This window comes from Serratia sp. CY33525 (assembly GCF_052169115.1).
GTDB lineage: Bacteria > Pseudomonadota > Gammaproteobacteria > Enterobacterales > Enterobacteriaceae > Serratia > Serratia sarumanii.
In genome coordinates this window covers 65959-81014 of sequence record NZ_JBJNLK010000006.1, presented here as the reverse complement: position 1 = coordinate 81014, position 15056 = coordinate 65959, and the positions used below count along the sequence as shown (strand labels likewise).

Genomic DNA, 15056 nt, shown 5'->3' with positions numbered 1-15056 from the left:
GATAGCGGAGTATGATATGCAGTTCTCCAAAATGCACGGTCTGGGCAACGACTTTATGGTGGTCGATGCCGTTACACAGAATGTCTATTTTTCACCTGAGCTGATCCGCCGGCTGGCCGATCGGCACCTGGGCGTCGGCTTTGACCAGATGCTGGTGGTAGAACCGCCTTACGATCCCGAGCTGGATTTTCACTACCGAATTTTCAACGCCGACGGCAGCGAAGTGGCGCAGTGCGGCAACGGCGCGCGCTGCTTCGCGCGCTTTGTGCGGCTGAAAGGGCTGACCAACAAACGCGACATCCGCGTCAGCACCCAAACCGGGCGCATGGTGCTCAGCGTCACCGACGACGATCTGGTGTGCGTCAACATGGGCGAGCCTAATTTCGATCCGCAGGCGGTGCCGTTCCGCGCCGCCAAGGCGGAAAAGACCTACATCATGCGCGCGGCGGAACACACCGTGCTGTGCGGCGTGGTGTCGATGGGCAACCCGCATTGTGTTTTGCAGGTGGACGATGTAAAAACCGCCAAGGTGGAGCTGCTCGGGCCGGTGCTGGAAGGGCATGAGCGCTTCCCGGAACGAGCCAACATCGGTTTTATGCAGGTGGTCAGCCGCGATCATATCAAGCTGCGTGTTTACGAGCGCGGCGCCGGCGAAACGCAGGCCTGCGGCAGCGGCGCCTGTGCGGCGGTGGCGGTGGGGATCCAACAGGAATTGCTGTCAGAAGAGGTGCATGTAGAACTGCCGGGCGGCAGCCTGCATATTCGCTGGAAAGGGCCGGGCAACCCGCTGTTTATGACCGGCCCGGCAACCCATGTCTATGACGGATTTATTCATCTATGAAAAGCGTAGAAGAACAGAGCGTCGCCGGCCTGGCGCTGGATGACGACACCGTGATGCAGTACCTGCTGCAGAACCCGGATTTCTTTATTCGCAACGCGCGCCAGGTTGAGCAGATGCGCGTGCCTCACCCGGTGCGCGGCACCGTTTCGCTGGTGGAATGGCATCTGGCCCGCCAGCGCAATCACATCGAACGGCTGGAAGAAGAGATCACGCTGCTGATGGAGCAGGCCAGCGCCAACGAAGGGCTGTTCGCCCGGTTGTTGCACCTGCAGGCCGATCTGGCCACCGCCGACAGCCTGCAGGACATGCTCAACCGGCTGCAGCGCTGGGCGCGCGGTTTTGGTTTGGCCGGCGCCACGGTGCGCCTGTTCGCCGAGCGCTGGAAGATCGGCGCGCCTTCCGATTTCACCCATCTGGCGCTGACGCGTTCGGCGTTCGAGCCGTTTCGCATTCAGCGGCTGGGCAGCGAACAACATTACCTCGGCGGCCTGAACGGCCCCGAACTGCTGCTGCTGTTGCCGCAGGCCAAACAGATTGGCCAGATTGGCTCGGTGGCGCTGTCGATGCTGGGCGACGATGGCGAACTGGGCATGGTGATCTTCAGCAGCCGCGATACGCAACACTATCAGCAGGGCATGGGCACGGTGATGCTCAATCAACTGGCGCGCATGCTGCCGGCGCTGCTGGAACGCTGGGTCGAACGCGCATGACGCCGATTGCGCCCAGCCTGCAGCAGCCGGTGGACGCTTTTCTGCGTTATCTCAAGGTAGAACGGCAACTCAGCCCGCTGACGCAGCTTAGCTATTCGCGCCAGCTGGCGGCGCTGATGCGCCTGGCGCAGGAGATCGGCGTCACCGACTGGACGGCGCTGGATGCCGCCCGGGTGCGCATGCTGGCGGCGCGCAGCAAACGCGCCGGCCTGCAGTCCGCCAGCCTGGCGCTGCGGCTCTCTTCGTTGCGCAGTTTCCTCGACTGGCTGGTCAGCCAGGGCGTATTGCACGCCAACCCCGCCAAAGGCATCCGCACGCCGCGCAGCGGCCGCCATCTGCCGAAAAACATCGACGTCGATGAAATGAACCAGCTGCTGGAGATCGATCTCAACGATCCGCTGGCGGTGCGCGATCGCGCCATGCTGGAGGTGATGTACGGCGCCGGTCTGCGCCTCTCCGAACTGGTGGGGCTGGATTGCCGCCATGTCGATATGGCGGCCGGCGAGGTGTGGGTGATGGGGAAAGGCAGCAAAGAGCGCAAATTGCCGATCGGGCGCACCGCCGTCACCTGGCTGGAACACTGGTTGGCCATGCGCGATCTGTTCGGGCCGGAGGATGATGCGATGTTCCTGTCCAATCAGGGGCGGCGCATCTCGACGCGCAACGTGCAAAAGCGCTTCGCCGAATGGGGCGTGAAACAGGGCGTCAACAGCCATATTCACCCGCACAAGCTGCGCCATTCCTTCGCCACTCACATGCTGGAGTCCAGCGGCGATCTGCGCGCGGTGCAGGAGCTGCTCGGCCACGCCAACCTGACCACCACGCAAATTTATACCCACCTCGACTTTCAACATCTGGCGAACGTGTACGATGCCGCGCATCCGCGCGCCAAACGGGGGAAATCTTGATGCATTTTTATCGCCCGCTGCGCCCGCTGGCGGCGCTGACTTTCGATCTGGACGACACGCTGTATGACAATCGCCCGGTGATCCGGCAAACCGAACAACAGTCGGTGGCCTTCCTGCAGAGCTACCATCCCGGTCTGAACAGCTTCCAGTCGGCGGATTTCCACCGCCTGCGCCAGGAGCTGCGCGAACAGGATCCGGAGATTTACCACGACGTCACCCAGTGGCGCTGGCGCGCCATTCATCTGGCGCTGAGCCGGCAGGGGCTGCGCGATGCCGACGCGGCGATCGGGGCCGATGCGGCGATGCAAAACTTCGCGCTGTGGCGCAGCCGCATCGAGGTGCCGCAAGCGACCCACGCCACGCTGAAGGCGCTGGCCGCGCGCTACCCGCTGGTGGCGATCACCAACGGCAACGCCGATCCGGCGCAGTGCGGCCTGGACGGTTACTTCCAGTTCGTGTTGCGCTCCGGGCCGGACGGGCGCGCCAAGCCGTATCAGGACATGTATCACCTGGCCGTCGAGCGGCTGGGCGTGGCGCCCGAGCAGATCCTGCACGTGGGCGACGATCTGACCACCGACGTCGCCGGCGCGTTGCGCGCGGGGCTGCAGGCCTGTTGGATCAACGATCGGCAACGCTGCCTGATGCAAGCCGCCGACAGCCGCCTGCTGCCGCATATTGAGATTTCGCAGTTGGCATCGCTGACAGCATTGTTATAATCCCTGCCAGAACTCTGTATAAATTTCCAGTGAAAAACCCGTCAGCGGCGGGTTTTCCCTTAACCATTAGTGGTGCCTATGGACGTCTCCGATCTGCTCGACAGCCTGAATGAAAAACAACGTGAAGCCGTGGCGGCGCCGCGCAGCAACCTGTTGGTTCTGGCCGGAGCGGGCAGCGGCAAGACGCGGGTGCTGGTGCATCGCATCGCCTGGCTGCTGTCGGTGGAGAACTGCTCGCCGTATTCGATCATGGCGGTGACCTTCACCAACAAGGCGGCGGCGGAAATGCGCCACCGTATCGAACATCTGATCGGCACCAGCCAGGGCGGCATGTGGATCGGCACCTTCCACGGCCTGGCGCACCGTCTGTTGCGCGCCCACCACCTGGAAGCCAACCTGCCGCAGGATTTCCAGATCCTCGACAGCGACGACCAGCTGCGGCTGCTCAAGCGCATCATCAAGGCGCTGAACGTCGACGAGAAGCAGTGGCCGCCGCGTCAGGCGATGTGGTACATCAACGGCAAGAAAGACGAGGGCCTGCGCCCGCAGCACGTCGAGACCTACAACAACCCGGTAGAAGCCACCTGGCTGCGCATCTACCAGGCCTATCAGGAAGCCTGCGATCGCGCGGGGCTGGTGGATTTCGCCGAGCTGCTGCTGCGCGCGCACGAGCTGTGGCTGAACAAGCCGCATATCCTCAACCACTACCGCGAACGTTTCACCAACGTGCTGGTGGACGAATTCCAGGATACCAACAGTATCCAGTACGCGTGGATCCGTTTGCTGACGGGCGGCAACAGCAACGTGATGATCGTCGGCGACGATGACCAGTCGATCTACGGCTGGCGCGGCGCGCAGGTGGAAAACATCCAGCGCTTCCTGAAAGATTTCCCCGGCGCGGAAACCATCCGCCTGGAGCAGAACTACCGTTCCACCAGCAACATCCTGAAAGCGGCCAACACCCTGATCGCCAACAACGACGGGCGCATGGGCAAAAACCTGTGGACCGAAGGCGGCGAAGGCGAACCGATCTCCATCTACTGCGCCTTCAACGAACTCGACGAAGCGCGCTTCGTGGTCAATCGCATCAAGACCTGGCAGGACAACGGCGGCGCGCTGAACGACTGCGCCATCCTGTACCGCAGCAACGCCCAGTCGCGCGTGCTGGAAGAGGCGCTGCTGCAGACGGCGATGCCGTACCGCATCTACGGCGGCCAGCGCTTCTTCGAACGCCAGGAAATCAAGGATGCGCTGGCTTACCTGCGCCTCATTTCCAACCGCAACGACGACGCAGCCTTCGAGCGCGTGGTCAACACCCCGACGCGCGGCATCGGCGATCGCACCCTCGACGTGGTGCGCCAGGCGGCGCGCGATCGCCAGCTGACGCTGTGGCAGGCGACGCGTGAGCTGATGCAGGACAAGGTGTTGGCCGGCCGCGCTGCGTCGGCGCTGCAGCGCTTTATCGAGCTGGTGGAGTCGCTGGCGCACGAAACCGCCGACATGCCGCTGCACGTGCAGACCGACCGGGTGATCCGCGATTCCGGGCTGTTCATCATGTATGAGCAGGAGAAAGGCGAAAAGGGGCAGGCGCGCATCGAAAACCTTGAGGAATTGGTGACGGCGACGCGCCAGTTCAGCTATCAGGACGAAGATCAGGATCTGATGCCGCTGCAGGCGTTCCTGTCGCATGCGGCGCTGGAAGCGGGCGAAGGCCAGGCCGACGCCTATCAGGACGCGGTGCAGCTGATGACCCTGCACTCGGCCAAGGGGCTGGAGTTCCCGCTGGTGTTTATCGTCGGGATGGAAGAGGGCATGTTCCCGAGCCAGATGTCGCTGGATGAAGGCGGCCGTCTGGAGGAGGAGCGCCGCCTGGCCTATGTGGGCGTAACGCGCGCCATGCAGAAGCTGACGCTGACCTATGCCGAAACGCGCCGTCTGTATGGCAAAGAGGTTTACCACCGGCCGTCGCGCTTTATCGGCGAACTGCCGGAAGAGTGCGTGGAAGAAGTGCGCCTGCGCGCCAGCGTATCGCGCCCGGTCAATCACCGCCGTATGGGCACGCCGATCAGCGAGAACGATACCGGCTACAAGCTGGGCCAGCGCGTGCGCCATCCCAAGTTTGGCGAAGGCACCATCGTCAATCTGGAGGGCAGCGGCGAGCACAGCCGGCTGCAGATCGCCTTCCCGGGCGAGGGCATCAAGTGGCTGGTGGCGGCCTACGCTCGCCTGGAAACGGTATAAAAGAGAGGGGCGCGTTGCAGGGGCAGCCCCTGCAATCGTTCAGGATCAGTGAGGGTAGCGATCGCCGACCTGCGCGGTGGCATACCAGCGCATCACCGCTTCGGTGCCTTCACCGCCTTCCTGCGGCGCCCACGGCATGCAGTCCTCTTCGGTCAACGCCTGATACGGGCCCTGCTTTACTTCGAACACCACGCCGCCGGCATCGACCGACAACACCGCATGCCAGGTAAATGCCGGCATCTCCAGCACTTTGGTTTCTTCGCCGAGCAGGGTGCGCTGCGTCACGACGCCGTCATCGTTGAACTGCAGCACGACAAAACGGCCGCGCAGCGGCGTCAGCAGTTCCCAGGTTTGCGGGTGACGGTGCGGGCGGATATAGGTGCCGGGTTCCATGGCGATCGCCAGGCGTTGCACCGGGTCGCTCAACTCTTCGTGTAAGGTGCGGTGCGCGCGCAGGCGGGGCACGCTGGCGGCCTGTTCGCTCATCGCGGTCAGTTCATGGGCGGTAATCTGTTTCATCGTTTAAATCCGCATGCTTGTCGTACCATTAGGGTGATGTCATCTTAGCAACATTCTTGGTGGCGGTAAGCGATCGCCGCGACTTTTTCAGTACGGTTTAGGCGCCATTTTTGCCATTGAACATCGTGATGATTTGTTGCGCAATTATCCCGCCTAACGTGTTGACAGGCTTTTTCTTCTCGGCGTAACATGCGCGCACTATTATCATTGAGGACAGACGCCTTGGACACACCCAGTAGATACTGGCTCACTGACCTGCGCCGCAGGTATAACTTCTAAGGCTCTCCGTTTTTGCTGATAGCCTTCGTGGTTGTCGGCGACCCCGCAAAGCGTCGCTATGAGTCAGATCTCTTCATGGTCTGAAACAAATCGGTGATACGCATCCCCTCTGTTTCTGTGCTTCAACGCGTTGTCCGCACCCGTTACCTTCACGGAGTTTTGGCACATGCTGAGCGCTTTTAAATTAGATAACCGCCGCTTGTCCCGTCTGGAGCTGGACGACTCGGATGATCTCACGTCATCGCTGTGGGTTGATCTGGTCGAGCCGGAAGAGGGCGAGCGTGAGCGCGTGCAGAATGAGCTGGGACAAAGCCTGGCGACGCGTCCCGAACTGGACGACATCGAAGCCTCCGCCCGTTTCTTCGAAGATGAAGACGGTCTGCATATCCACTCCTTCTTCTACTTTGAAGATGCGGAAGATCACGCCGGCAACTCCACGGTGGCGTTCACCATCCGCGACGGCCGCCTGTATACCCTGCGCGAGCGTGAACTGCCGGCGTTTCGCCTGTACCGCATGCGCGCCCGCAACCAGACCATGCTCGAAGGCAACGCCTACGAACTGCTGCTGGATCTGTTCGAAACCAAGATTGAACAGCTGGCGGACGAGATAGAGAACATCTACAGCGATCTGGAACAGCTCAGCCGGGTGATCATGGAAGGGCATCAGGGCGATGAATACGACGCCGCGCTGTCGACGCTGGCGGAGCTGGAAGATATCGGCTGGAAGGTGCGTTTGTGTCTGATGGATACCCAGCGCGCGCTCAACTTCCTGGTGCGCAAGGCGCGTCTGCCGACCGGCCAGCTGGAGCAGGCGCGTGAAGTGCTGCGCGATATCGAATCCCTGCTGCCGCACAACGAATCGCTGTTCCAGAAGGTGAACTTCCTGATGCAGGCGGCGATGGGCTTCATCAACATCGAACAGAACCGCATCATCAAGATCTTCTCGGTGGTGTCGGTGGTGTTCCTGCCGCCGACGCTGGTGGCCTCCAGCTACGGCATGAACTTCGAATTCATGCCGGAGCTGAAATGGTCGTTCGGCTACCCGGGCGCCATCACCTTGATGATCCTGGCCGGTCTGGCCCCTTACCTGTACTTCAAGCGCAAGAACTGGCTGTAACCCGGCGGCGCCGGGCTCAGCGCAGCTTGCGCTGGGTGTAGAGCGCGTCGAGGGTGAACAGGATCAGCGCCGCCCAGATAAAGCCGAAGGTCACCAGTTTGTCCTGGCCGACGGTTTCGCCGTAGAAGGTGATCGCCAGCAGGAACATCAGCGTCGGGCCGAGATACTGGAAGAAACCGAGCGTCGACAGGCGAAGCCGGGTGGCCGCCGCGGTGAAGCACAGCAGCGGCACGGTGGTGACGATGCCGGCGGCGACCAGCAGCAGGTTCAGCGACCACGGGTTGGCGCTCAGGTGGCTGGTGGGGCTGTCGGCGAACAGGAACAGATAGGCCGCCGCCACCGGCAGCAGCCACAGCGTTTCGATCAGCATGCCGGTCTGGGCGTCGATGGCGATTTTCTTGCGCAGCAGGCCGTAGAAGGCGAAGCTGAACGCCAGCCCCAGACCGATGATCGGCAACGAACCGAACTGCCAGAGCTGCACCAGCACCCCGGTGAACGCCAGCGCCACCGCCACCCACTGCATGCGGCGAAAGCGCTCGCCGAGAAACAGCATCCCCAACAGCACGTTAACCAGCGGGTTGATGAAGTAGCCCAGGCTGGCTTCCAGCATATGGTGGTTGTTCACTGCCCAGATGAACAGCAGCCAGTTGCCGCCGATCAACAGCGCGGTGACCGCCAGCAGCAGCAGCCGTTTGCGATTTTGGCAGGCGGCGCGCACTTTCGGCCAGTTGCGGCCCAGCGTGATCAGCGCCAGCATGAAGAAAAACGACCAGATGATCCGGTGGGTAAGGATCTCGTCCGCGGATACTTGCTGAATCAGTTTGAAATAGGCCGGGGCGATGCCCCACATAAAATAGGCGGCCAGGGCGAAGAAAATGCCCTGACGCGTTTGCTTTGCGTCCATGACGTCACTCGGTGGGGAACGTAAGATGCGGTGAGTGTACTGAAGACGCCCACCGCACACAATCATCAGCCGACCAGATAGGTGGCGGTCGCGGTCGCGATATGCAGGCCGTCGTGGTTATGCAGTTCTACGCGCGCGACGGCGACCTTATTGCCGCTGCGCAGCACGCTGGCGGAGGCGACGAAGTGTTCGCCGCGGCCGGGGCGCAGGTAGTCGACGCGCAGATCGATGGTGCCCATGCGCGACAGTTTGGCGGCGATCTCTTCTTCGATCAGCGGCTCCATGCGCGTCAGCACCCCGCCGGCGCAGGCCAGCCCGGCGGCGACGTCGAGCACCGCGGCGATCACGCCGCCGTGCAGAATTTCCTGTGCGGCGTTGCCCACCAGCTTGCGCTGGTTGGTGAAGCTCAGCTCGACGTAATCATCGTCGAAGCGGCGCAGCTCCAGGCCAAGCTCGCGGTTGAACGGCATGTGGTAGACAAAGATTTCGCCGATCTTGCGGCGGGCGGCTTCCAGGGTCAGTGGTGTGGTCGACATAGCGGGTTTCCGTTTTTCTTTTGCGTTTTAAGGGAGCTAACTGGTCAGTCCAGGTTAATGGAATGTTGATTTTATGCTTAACCTTTGTTGCTTTCCAGACTATTCCAATAAAACCGGCCTGCGCTGCGGTAAAGCCTCCTTTGTGTGTAAAATGGCCTGATTTTTTCCGGGATTGCCCTTTTTCGTTGGAGTGAGGAGAGGTTATGCGCATTTTGTCAGGGATCGTTTCCGCCACGCTGCTGATGCCGGCGCTGGCATTGGCTGCGGAAGCCAAAGAGCAGCAGATTCACGATAAGCTGGCGGTGCGCGGCAGCATTATCGCCAACCTGCTGCAGGAGCACGATAATCCGTTCACGCTGTACCCTTACGATCCCAATTACCTGCTGTATACCGACACCAGCGATATCAACCAAGAGGCCATCAAGACATACAACTGGGCCGACAAGGCGCGCAAGGACGAGGTGAAATACCAGCTTAGCCTGGCGTTTCCGCTGTGGCGGGGCATTGCCGGCGACAACTCGGTGCTCGGCGCGTCTTATACTCAGCGCTCCTGGTGGCAATTGTCCAACCGCGGCGAGTCTTCGCCGTTCCGCGAGACCAACTACGAGCCGCAGCTGTTCGTGGGGTGGGCGACCGATTACCGCTTTGCCGGTTGGACGCTGCGCGATGTTGAAATCGGCGTTAACCATCAATCCAACGGCCGCTCGGACCCGACGTCGCGCAGCTGGAATCGCGGCTATGCGCGGCTGATGGCGCAAAACGGCAACTGGCAGGTGGATCTCAAGCCCTGGTTCCGTTTCTCGGAGAGCTCGAGCAACGACGACAACCCGGACATCACCAAATACATGGGATACTACCGGCTGAAGGTCGGTTACGCCTGGGGCGACAGCGTGTTCAGCGTCGACAGCCACTACAACTGGAACAGCGGCTACGGCGGCGCGGAACTGGGCTGGAGCTACCCGATCACCCGCAACGTGCGATTCTATACCCAGGTGTTCAGCGGCTACGGCGAATCGCTGATCGACTACAACTTCCGGCAGACACGGGTGGGCGTTGGTGTCATGCTGAACGATATTATGTAATCATACCCGGTGGGTGTGTACCGATGAAAAAATGGGGAAGTGTGTGTCAACCGCAGCAGTGATTAACAGAGAGTTGCTGGCCGAGCAGGTATTGCGCGATACCTTCGGCTACCAGCAATTCCGTCCGGGCCAACAAACGATTATCAACGCCGCGATCGGCGGGCAGGATTGCCTGGTGGTGATGCCGACCGGCGGCGGCAAGTCGCTGTGTTACCAAATCCCGGCGCTGGTGATGGACGGCCTGACCCTGGTGGTTTCCCCGCTGATCTCGCTGATGAAGGACCAGGTCGACCAACTGTTGGCCTACGGCGTTTCCGCCGCCTGCTACAACTCGACGCAAACCCGCGAGGAGCAGCTGGACGTCATGGCCGGCTGCCGCAACGGCACCATTAAGATGCTGTACATCGCGCCGGAACGGCTGATGATGGAAAGCTTCCTCAACCTGCTCGACCACTGCCCGCCGGCGATGCTGGCGGTGGATGAGGCGCACTGTATTTCGCAGTGGGGCCATGACTTCCGGCCGGAATATCGCGCGCTGGGTCAGCTGAAACAGCGCTTCCCGTCGATGCCGGTGATCGCGCTGACCGCCACCGCCGACGAGTCCACCCGCGGCGATATCGTGCGCCTGCTGTCGTTGCAGGATCCGCTGGTGCAGGTCAGCAGCTTCGACCGGCCGAACATCCGCTACACGCTGGTGGAAAAATTCAAGCCGCTCGATCAGCTGTGGCGCTTCGTGCAGGATCAGCGCGGCAAGAGCGGCATTATCTATTGCAACAGCCGCGCCAAGGTGGAAGACACCGCCGCGCGCCTGCAAAGCCGCGGGCTGAGCGTCGGCGCCTACCACGCCGGGCTGGACAACGATCGCCGCGCGCAGGTGCAGGAAGCGTTCCAGCGTGACGATCTGCAGGTGGTGGTGGCCACCGTCGCCTTCGGCATGGGCATCAACAAACCCAACGTGCGCTTCGTGGTGCATTTCGACATCCCGCGCAATATCGAATCCTATTATCAGGAGACCGGCCGCGCCGGGCGCGACGGTCTGCCGGCCGAAGCCATCCTGCTGTACGATCCGGCCGACATGGCCTGGCTGCGCCGCTGTCTGGAGGAAAAACCCGCCGGGCAGCAGTTGGACATCGAGCGCCACAAGCTGAACGCCATGGGCGCGTTCGCCGAGGCGCAAACCTGCCGCCGCCTGGTGCTGCTCAACTACTTCGGCGAAGGCAAGCACGAGAACTGCGGCAACTGCGATATCTGCCTCGATCCGCCCAAGCGCTATGACGGGCTGGAGGATGCGCGCAAGGCGCTGTCCTGCGTGTACCGCGTCGGCCAGCGCTTCGGCCTGGGGTACATCGTGGAAGTGCTGCGCGGCTCCAACAACCAGCGCATTCGCGAATACGGCCACGATAAACTGCCGGTGTACGGCATCGGCCGCGATCAGACCACCGAACACTGGACCAGCGTGCTGCGCCAGCTGATCCACCTGGGCTTTATCACCCAGAACATTGCCATGCACTCGGCGCTGCAATTGACCGAGGCGGCGCGTCCGGTGTTGCGCGGCGAAGTGGCGCTACAGCTGGCGGTGCCGCGTATCCAGAGCCTGAAGTCGCGCGGCAGCGCCAACCAAAAATCCTACGGCGGCAATTACGATCGCAAGCTGTTCGCCAAGCTGCGCAAACTGCGCAAATCGATCGCCGATGAAGAAAACATTCCGCCCTACGTGGTGTTCAACGACGCCACGCTGCTGGAAATGGCCGAGCAGATGCCGATCAAGGCCGGCGATCTGCTGAGCGTCAACGGCGTCGGCCAGCGCAAACTGGAGCGTTTCGGCGCGCCCTTTATGGCGATGATCCGCGACCATCTCGACAATGATGAAGACTGAGGGCGATAAATCATGCTGATGCTGTTTCTCACCGTGGCGCTGGTGCATCTGATTGCGCTGATGAGCCCGGGGCCGGACTTCTTTTTCGTGTCGCAAACCGCTGCCAGCCGCTCGCGCCGCGAGGCGATGATGGGCGTGGTCGGCATTTCTCTCGGCATCGTGGTATGGGCCGGCGTGGCGTTGATGGGGCTGCATCTGATCCTGCAGAAGATGGCCTGGCTGCATCAGATCATCATGGTCGGCGGCGGCATTTACCTGTGCTGGATGGGGTGGCAATTGCTGCGTTCCGCGCGGGCGCAGCAAGCGCAGCCGGCGGCGGAGGCCCAAGTAGCGTTGCCGAAGGCCGGGCGCAGCTTTATTCGCGGCTTCCTGACCAATCTGTCCAACCCGAAGGCGGTGATCTATTTCGGCAGCGTGTTCTCGCTGTTCGTCGGCGACAGCGTCGGCGCCGGGGCACGCTGGGGACTGTTCCTGCTGATCGTCGCCGAGACCTTCGTCTGGTTCAGCCTGGTGGCGGTGGTGTTCGCGCTGCCGGCGATGCGCCGCGGCTACCAGCGGTTGGCCAAGTGGATCGACGGGGTGGCGGGGGTGCTGTTCACCGGCTTCGGGTTACACCTGATCTTTACCCGCTGATCGGCAGTGACATGCCCAAGGCCGAGCAGCGATGCCCGGCCTTTTTTTCAGGCCTTGCGGGCGGTCGCCAGCAGCCCCGCCACCAGAATGAACAGCGAGCCGAACAGCCGGTTGAGCAGCTGCATTTGGCGCGGCGTTCTCAGCCAGCCGGCGATGCGCGTCGCCAGGGTGGCGTAACCGATCATCACCAGAATATCCACCACCACGGTGGTGACGCCGAGCACCAGATACTGCTCGGCCTGCGGCTGATTGGGCAAAATGAACTGCGGGAACAGCGCGGCGAGGAACACGATGCTTTTCGGGTTGGTCAGGTTGACCAGCACCGCGCGGCGGAACAGACGGCGGCGCGGCATGCTGCCCGCCAGCGCATGCAGATCCAGCGCCCCGGCGGCGCGCCATTGCTGGATGCCGAGCCACACCAGGTAGGCGGCGCCCAGCCATTTCAGCAGCTCGAACGCCAGCAGCGATTGCGATATCAGCGCACCGAGGCCGATGCCTACCAGCACGATGTGCGCGCTCAGCCCGACCTGCAGCCCGGCGATCGACGCGGCGGCGCCGCGATAGCCGTGGCTGATGCCGGTGCTCATGGTGTTGATGGCGCCTGAGCCGGGGGACAGGCTGAGGATAAGCGTGGTCAGCAGATAGGTTAACCACCAGTCCAAGGTCATGGTTCTCGGCTCCCTGAAAGTGTCGTTTTGTGCCACAATGCGCCGAGGCGGCGCCGTTTTTTGTAAGAATTGAATCACAATACGCTAGTATGATTTCTTGTGCCAGCGGTCACATTTTCCGCCGGCCCCACAGGGAAAACGCTCTCGATGACCTCGTTCACTCTCAGCTCCGATGACTGGTTAACGCGTGAAACGCAGTTCGCTGCCTTCGCCACCGGGCCGCTGTTGGACTTCTGGCGGCTGCGGGAAGAGGGCGAGTTCAGCGGCGTGGACGGCGTGCCGATCCGCTTTGTGCGTTTCAGTTCCGCGCGGCATCAGCGGGTGGTGGTGGTCAGCCCCGGCCGCATCGAAAGCTACGTGAAATACCCCGAGGTGGCCTACGATCTGTTCCACTGCGGTTACGACGTGGTGATCGTCGATCATCGCGGCCAGGGGCGCTCCGGCCGTTTACTGGCGGATACGCACCGCGGTCATGTGGTAAACTTCGCCGACTACGTGGACGATTTCGAGCAGCTTTGGCAGCGCGAGGTCGAATCGCGCGGTTATCGGCAGCGCTTCGCGCTGGCGCATTCGATGGGCGGCGCGATCCTGGCGCAGTTCCTGCAGCGCCGGCCGCAGGCGTTCGACGCGGCGGCGTTTTGCGCGCCGATGTTCGGCATCCAGTTGCCGATGCCGGATTGGCTGGCCGACCGCATTCTCGACTGGGCGGAGAGCCGCCCGGCGATCCGCGACTATTACGCGGTGGGCACCGGCCAGTGGCGGCCGCTGCCGTATGTGGTCAACGTGTTGACCCACAGCCGCGAACGCTACCGGCGCAGCCTGCGCTATTACGCCGATTACCCCGAGCTGCAGGTGGGCGGGCCGACCTACCATTGGGTGCGGGAGAGCATCCGCGCCGGCCGGCAGATTATCGCTCGGGCCGGGGCGATCACAACGCCGCTGTTGCTTTTGCAAGCCGGTGAAGAACGAGTCGTCGACAACCGTTCGCACCAGGCTTTTTGTCAGGCTCTGTCAGACGCGGGGCGCCCTTGCGAAGGGGGGCTTCCGTGGGTTATCAACGGCGCACGCCATGAGATCCTGTTCGAGCGGGACGCGATGCGCGCCGAAGCACTGAACGCAATCCTGCGCTTCTTTGCTCAACACTTAGGCGGCGCGCTGCCGCCGACAACTCCATCAGAGGTTAGAACATAACGCTATGTATCACGTCGTCGCTTCCGATTTAGATGGCACGCTGCTGTCTCCCGACCATACCCTGTCGCCGTACGCCAAAGAAACGCTGAAGTTGCTGACCCAGCGCGGCGTGCATTTCGTATTCGCCACCGGCCGCCACCATATCGACGTGGCGCAGATCCGCGACAGCCTGGAGATCAGCGCCTTTATGATCACCTCCAACGGCGCGCGGGTGCACAACACCGCCGGCGAGCTGATTTTCAGCCACAACCTGGACGAGGATATCGCCCGCGATCTGTACGGCATGCTGCACGACGATCCGGAGATCACCACCAACGTCTACCGCAACGACGATTGGTTTACCAACCGCGAAAGCCCGGAGCAGGAAGAATTCTTCCAGGAGTCGGTGTTCAAATATCAGCTGTTCGAACCGGGCCTGCTGGAAACCGACGGCGTCTGCAAGGTTTACTTCACCTGTGAAGATCACGAGCGGCTGCTGCAGGTGGAAGACGCCATCAACGCGCGCTGGGGCGATCGGGTCAACGTCAGCTTCTCGTTCCCGACCTGCCTGGAAGTGATGGCGGGCGGCGTGTCGAAAGGGCATGCGCTGGAAGAAGTGGCCAAGATCATCGGCTATACGCTGCAAGAGTGCATCGCCTTCGGCGACGGCATGAACGATCTGGAGATGCTGTCGATGGCCGGCAAGGGCTGCATCATGCGCGACGCGCATCAGCGCTTGAAGGATATGTTGCCGGAGCTGGAAGTGATCGGCTCCAACGTCGATAACGCGGTGCCGCACTACCTGCGCAAGATGTTCCTCTGACATAACCCGGACGTTTCTCGGAAATAACAAGGG

Annotated in this window: 15 protein-coding genes; 11 read left to right on the top strand and 4 right to left on the bottom strand. The window is 62.0% G+C overall.

From position 1 onward, the window contains the following. Positions 1–16 precede the first annotated feature (16 nt). From dapF to uvrD, 5 genes are all read left to right on the top strand, one after another. Complete coding sequence (gene dapF, locus ACJ8IM_RS16090) at positions 17–841, top strand: diaminopimelate epimerase (protein WP_004934244.1); 825 nt, start codon at positions 17–19, stop codon at positions 839–841. Further along, positions 838–1551, top strand: a complete 714-nt coding sequence (locus ACJ8IM_RS16085) for a DUF484 domain-containing protein (protein ID WP_033636652.1) — start codon at positions 838–840, stop codon at positions 1549–1551. Before dapF ends, ACJ8IM_RS16085 begins: the two co-directional genes overlap by 4 nt. After that, on the top strand, positions 1548–2459 hold the full coding sequence (gene xerC / locus ACJ8IM_RS16080; RefSeq protein ID WP_033654013.1) for a tyrosine recombinase XerC: 912 nt from the start codon (positions 1548–1550) through the stop codon (positions 2457–2459). Before ACJ8IM_RS16085 ends, xerC begins: the two co-directional genes overlap by 4 nt. Further along, positions 2459–3175, top strand: a complete 717-nt coding sequence (yigB, locus tag ACJ8IM_RS16075) for a 5-amino-6-(5-phospho-D-ribitylamino)uracil phosphatase YigB (protein WP_033649639.1) — start codon at positions 2459–2461, stop codon at positions 3173–3175. Before xerC ends, yigB begins: the two co-directional genes overlap by 1 nt. A gap of 78 nt (positions 3176–3253) precedes the next feature. After that, entirely contained in the window at positions 3254–5416 is a 2163-nt protein-coding gene (uvrD, locus tag ACJ8IM_RS16070) for a DNA helicase II (protein ID WP_033654014.1), read from the top strand. Between the two features lie 45 nt (positions 5417–5461). Here uvrD and ACJ8IM_RS16065 read toward each other — a convergent pair whose 3' ends face one another. Next, positions 5462–5935: a WbuC family cupin fold metalloprotein gene (locus ACJ8IM_RS16065; protein WP_033636654.1), complete on the bottom strand. Its 474-nt coding sequence runs from the start codon at positions 5933–5935 to the stop codon at positions 5462–5464. Positions 5936–6380: 445 nt separating this feature from the next. Between ACJ8IM_RS16065 and corA the strand changes: the two genes are divergently transcribed. Further along, a complete protein-coding gene (gene corA / locus ACJ8IM_RS16060; RefSeq protein WP_004934262.1) occupies positions 6381–7331 on the top strand; it encodes a magnesium/cobalt transporter CorA in 951 nt (316 codons plus the stop codon). A gap of 16 nt (positions 7332–7347) precedes the next feature. Here corA and rarD read toward each other — a convergent pair whose 3' ends face one another. Together rarD and ACJ8IM_RS16050 are read right to left on the bottom strand one after the other, a co-directional pair. After that, positions 7348–8235, bottom strand: a complete 888-nt coding sequence (gene rarD, locus ACJ8IM_RS16055) for an EamA family transporter RarD (RefSeq protein WP_033636655.1) — start codon at positions 8233–8235, stop codon at positions 7348–7350. A gap of 65 nt (positions 8236–8300) precedes the next feature. Beyond that, positions 8301–8771 carry a thioesterase family protein gene (locus ACJ8IM_RS16050; protein WP_033636656.1) on the bottom strand — a complete coding sequence of 157 codons (471 nt, stop codon included), beginning with the start codon at positions 8769–8771 and terminating at the stop codon, positions 8301–8303. 203 nt (positions 8772–8974) lie between these two features. Between ACJ8IM_RS16050 and pldA the strand changes: the two genes are divergently transcribed. From pldA to rhtC, 3 genes are read left to right on the top strand one after another with little or no spacing between them, the layout of a single operon-like run. Next, positions 8975–9853 (top strand): phospholipase A, encoded by an 879-nt coding sequence (pldA, locus tag ACJ8IM_RS16045; RefSeq protein WP_033654015.1) that lies wholly within the window; start codon positions 8975–8977, stop codon positions 9851–9853. 43 nt (positions 9854–9896) lie between these two features. Next, complete coding sequence (gene recQ, locus ACJ8IM_RS16040; RefSeq protein WP_033636658.1) at positions 9897–11729, top strand: ATP-dependent DNA helicase RecQ; 1833 nt, start codon at positions 9897–9899, stop codon at positions 11727–11729. 12 nt (positions 11730–11741) lie between these two features. Further along, a complete protein-coding gene (rhtC, locus tag ACJ8IM_RS16035; protein ID WP_016929486.1) occupies positions 11742–12362 on the top strand; it encodes a threonine export protein RhtC in 621 nt (206 codons plus the stop codon). A gap of 47 nt (positions 12363–12409) precedes the next feature. Here rhtC and rhtB read toward each other — a convergent pair whose 3' ends face one another. Next, positions 12410–13030, bottom strand: coding sequence for a homoserine/homoserine lactone efflux protein (gene rhtB / locus ACJ8IM_RS16030; RefSeq protein WP_004934282.1), 621 nt, complete (start codon positions 13028–13030; stop codon positions 12410–12412). Between the two features lie 147 nt (positions 13031–13177). Between rhtB and pldB the strand changes: the two genes are divergently transcribed. Together pldB and yigL are read left to right on the top strand one after the other, a co-directional pair. Then, entirely contained in the window at positions 13178–14221 is a 1044-nt protein-coding gene (pldB, locus tag ACJ8IM_RS16025; protein WP_033654016.1) for a lysophospholipase L2, read from the top strand. 4 nt (positions 14222–14225) lie between these two features. Further along, positions 14226–15023 (top strand): sugar/pyridoxal phosphate phosphatase YigL, encoded by a 798-nt coding sequence (yigL, locus tag ACJ8IM_RS16020; RefSeq protein ID WP_033636660.1) that lies wholly within the window; start codon positions 14226–14228, stop codon positions 15021–15023. Positions 15024–15056: the final 33 nt, after the last annotated feature.

Bases quoted from the DNA above. Each gene is read 5' to 3' on its own strand.
- ACJ8IM_RS16050 (WP_033636656.1), bottom strand. From the start codon at position 8,771: ATGTCGACCACACCACTGACCCTGGAAGCCGCCCGCCGCAAGATCGGC.
- rarD (WP_033636655.1), bottom strand. From the start codon at position 8,235: ATGGACGCAAAGCAAACGCGTCAGGGCATTTTCTTCGCCCTGGCCGCC.
- rhtB (WP_004934282.1), bottom strand. From the start codon at position 13,030: ATGACCTTGGACTGGTGGTTAACCTATCTGCTGACCACGCTTATCCTC.
- ACJ8IM_RS16065 (WP_033636654.1), bottom strand. From the start codon at position 5,935: ATGAAACAGATTACCGCCCATGAACTGACCGCGATGAGCGAACAGGCC.
- ACJ8IM_RS16085 (WP_033636652.1), top strand. From the start codon at position 838: ATGAAAAGCGTAGAAGAACAGAGCGTCGCCGGCCTGGCGCTGGATGAC.
- corA (WP_004934262.1), top strand. From the start codon at position 6,381: ATGCTGAGCGCTTTTAAATTAGATAACCGCCGCTTGTCCCGTCTGGAG.
- yigL (WP_033636660.1), top strand. From the start codon at position 14,226: ATGTATCACGTCGTCGCTTCCGATTTAGATGGCACGCTGCTGTCTCCC.
- rhtC (WP_016929486.1), top strand. From the start codon at position 11,742: ATGCTGATGCTGTTTCTCACCGTGGCGCTGGTGCATCTGATTGCGCTG.
- xerC (WP_033654013.1), top strand. From the start codon at position 1,548: ATGACGCCGATTGCGCCCAGCCTGCAGCAGCCGGTGGACGCTTTTCTG.
- yigB (WP_033649639.1), top strand. From the start codon at position 2,459: ATGCATTTTTATCGCCCGCTGCGCCCGCTGGCGGCGCTGACTTTCGAT.
- pldA (WP_033654015.1), top strand. From the start codon at position 8,975: ATGCGCATTTTGTCAGGGATCGTTTCCGCCACGCTGCTGATGCCGGCG.
- pldB (WP_033654016.1), top strand. From the start codon at position 13,178: ATGACCTCGTTCACTCTCAGCTCCGATGACTGGTTAACGCGTGAAACG.
- uvrD (WP_033654014.1), top strand. From the start codon at position 3,254: ATGGACGTCTCCGATCTGCTCGACAGCCTGAATGAAAAACAACGTGAA.
- dapF (WP_004934244.1), top strand. From the start codon at position 17: ATGCAGTTCTCCAAAATGCACGGTCTGGGCAACGACTTTATGGTGGTC.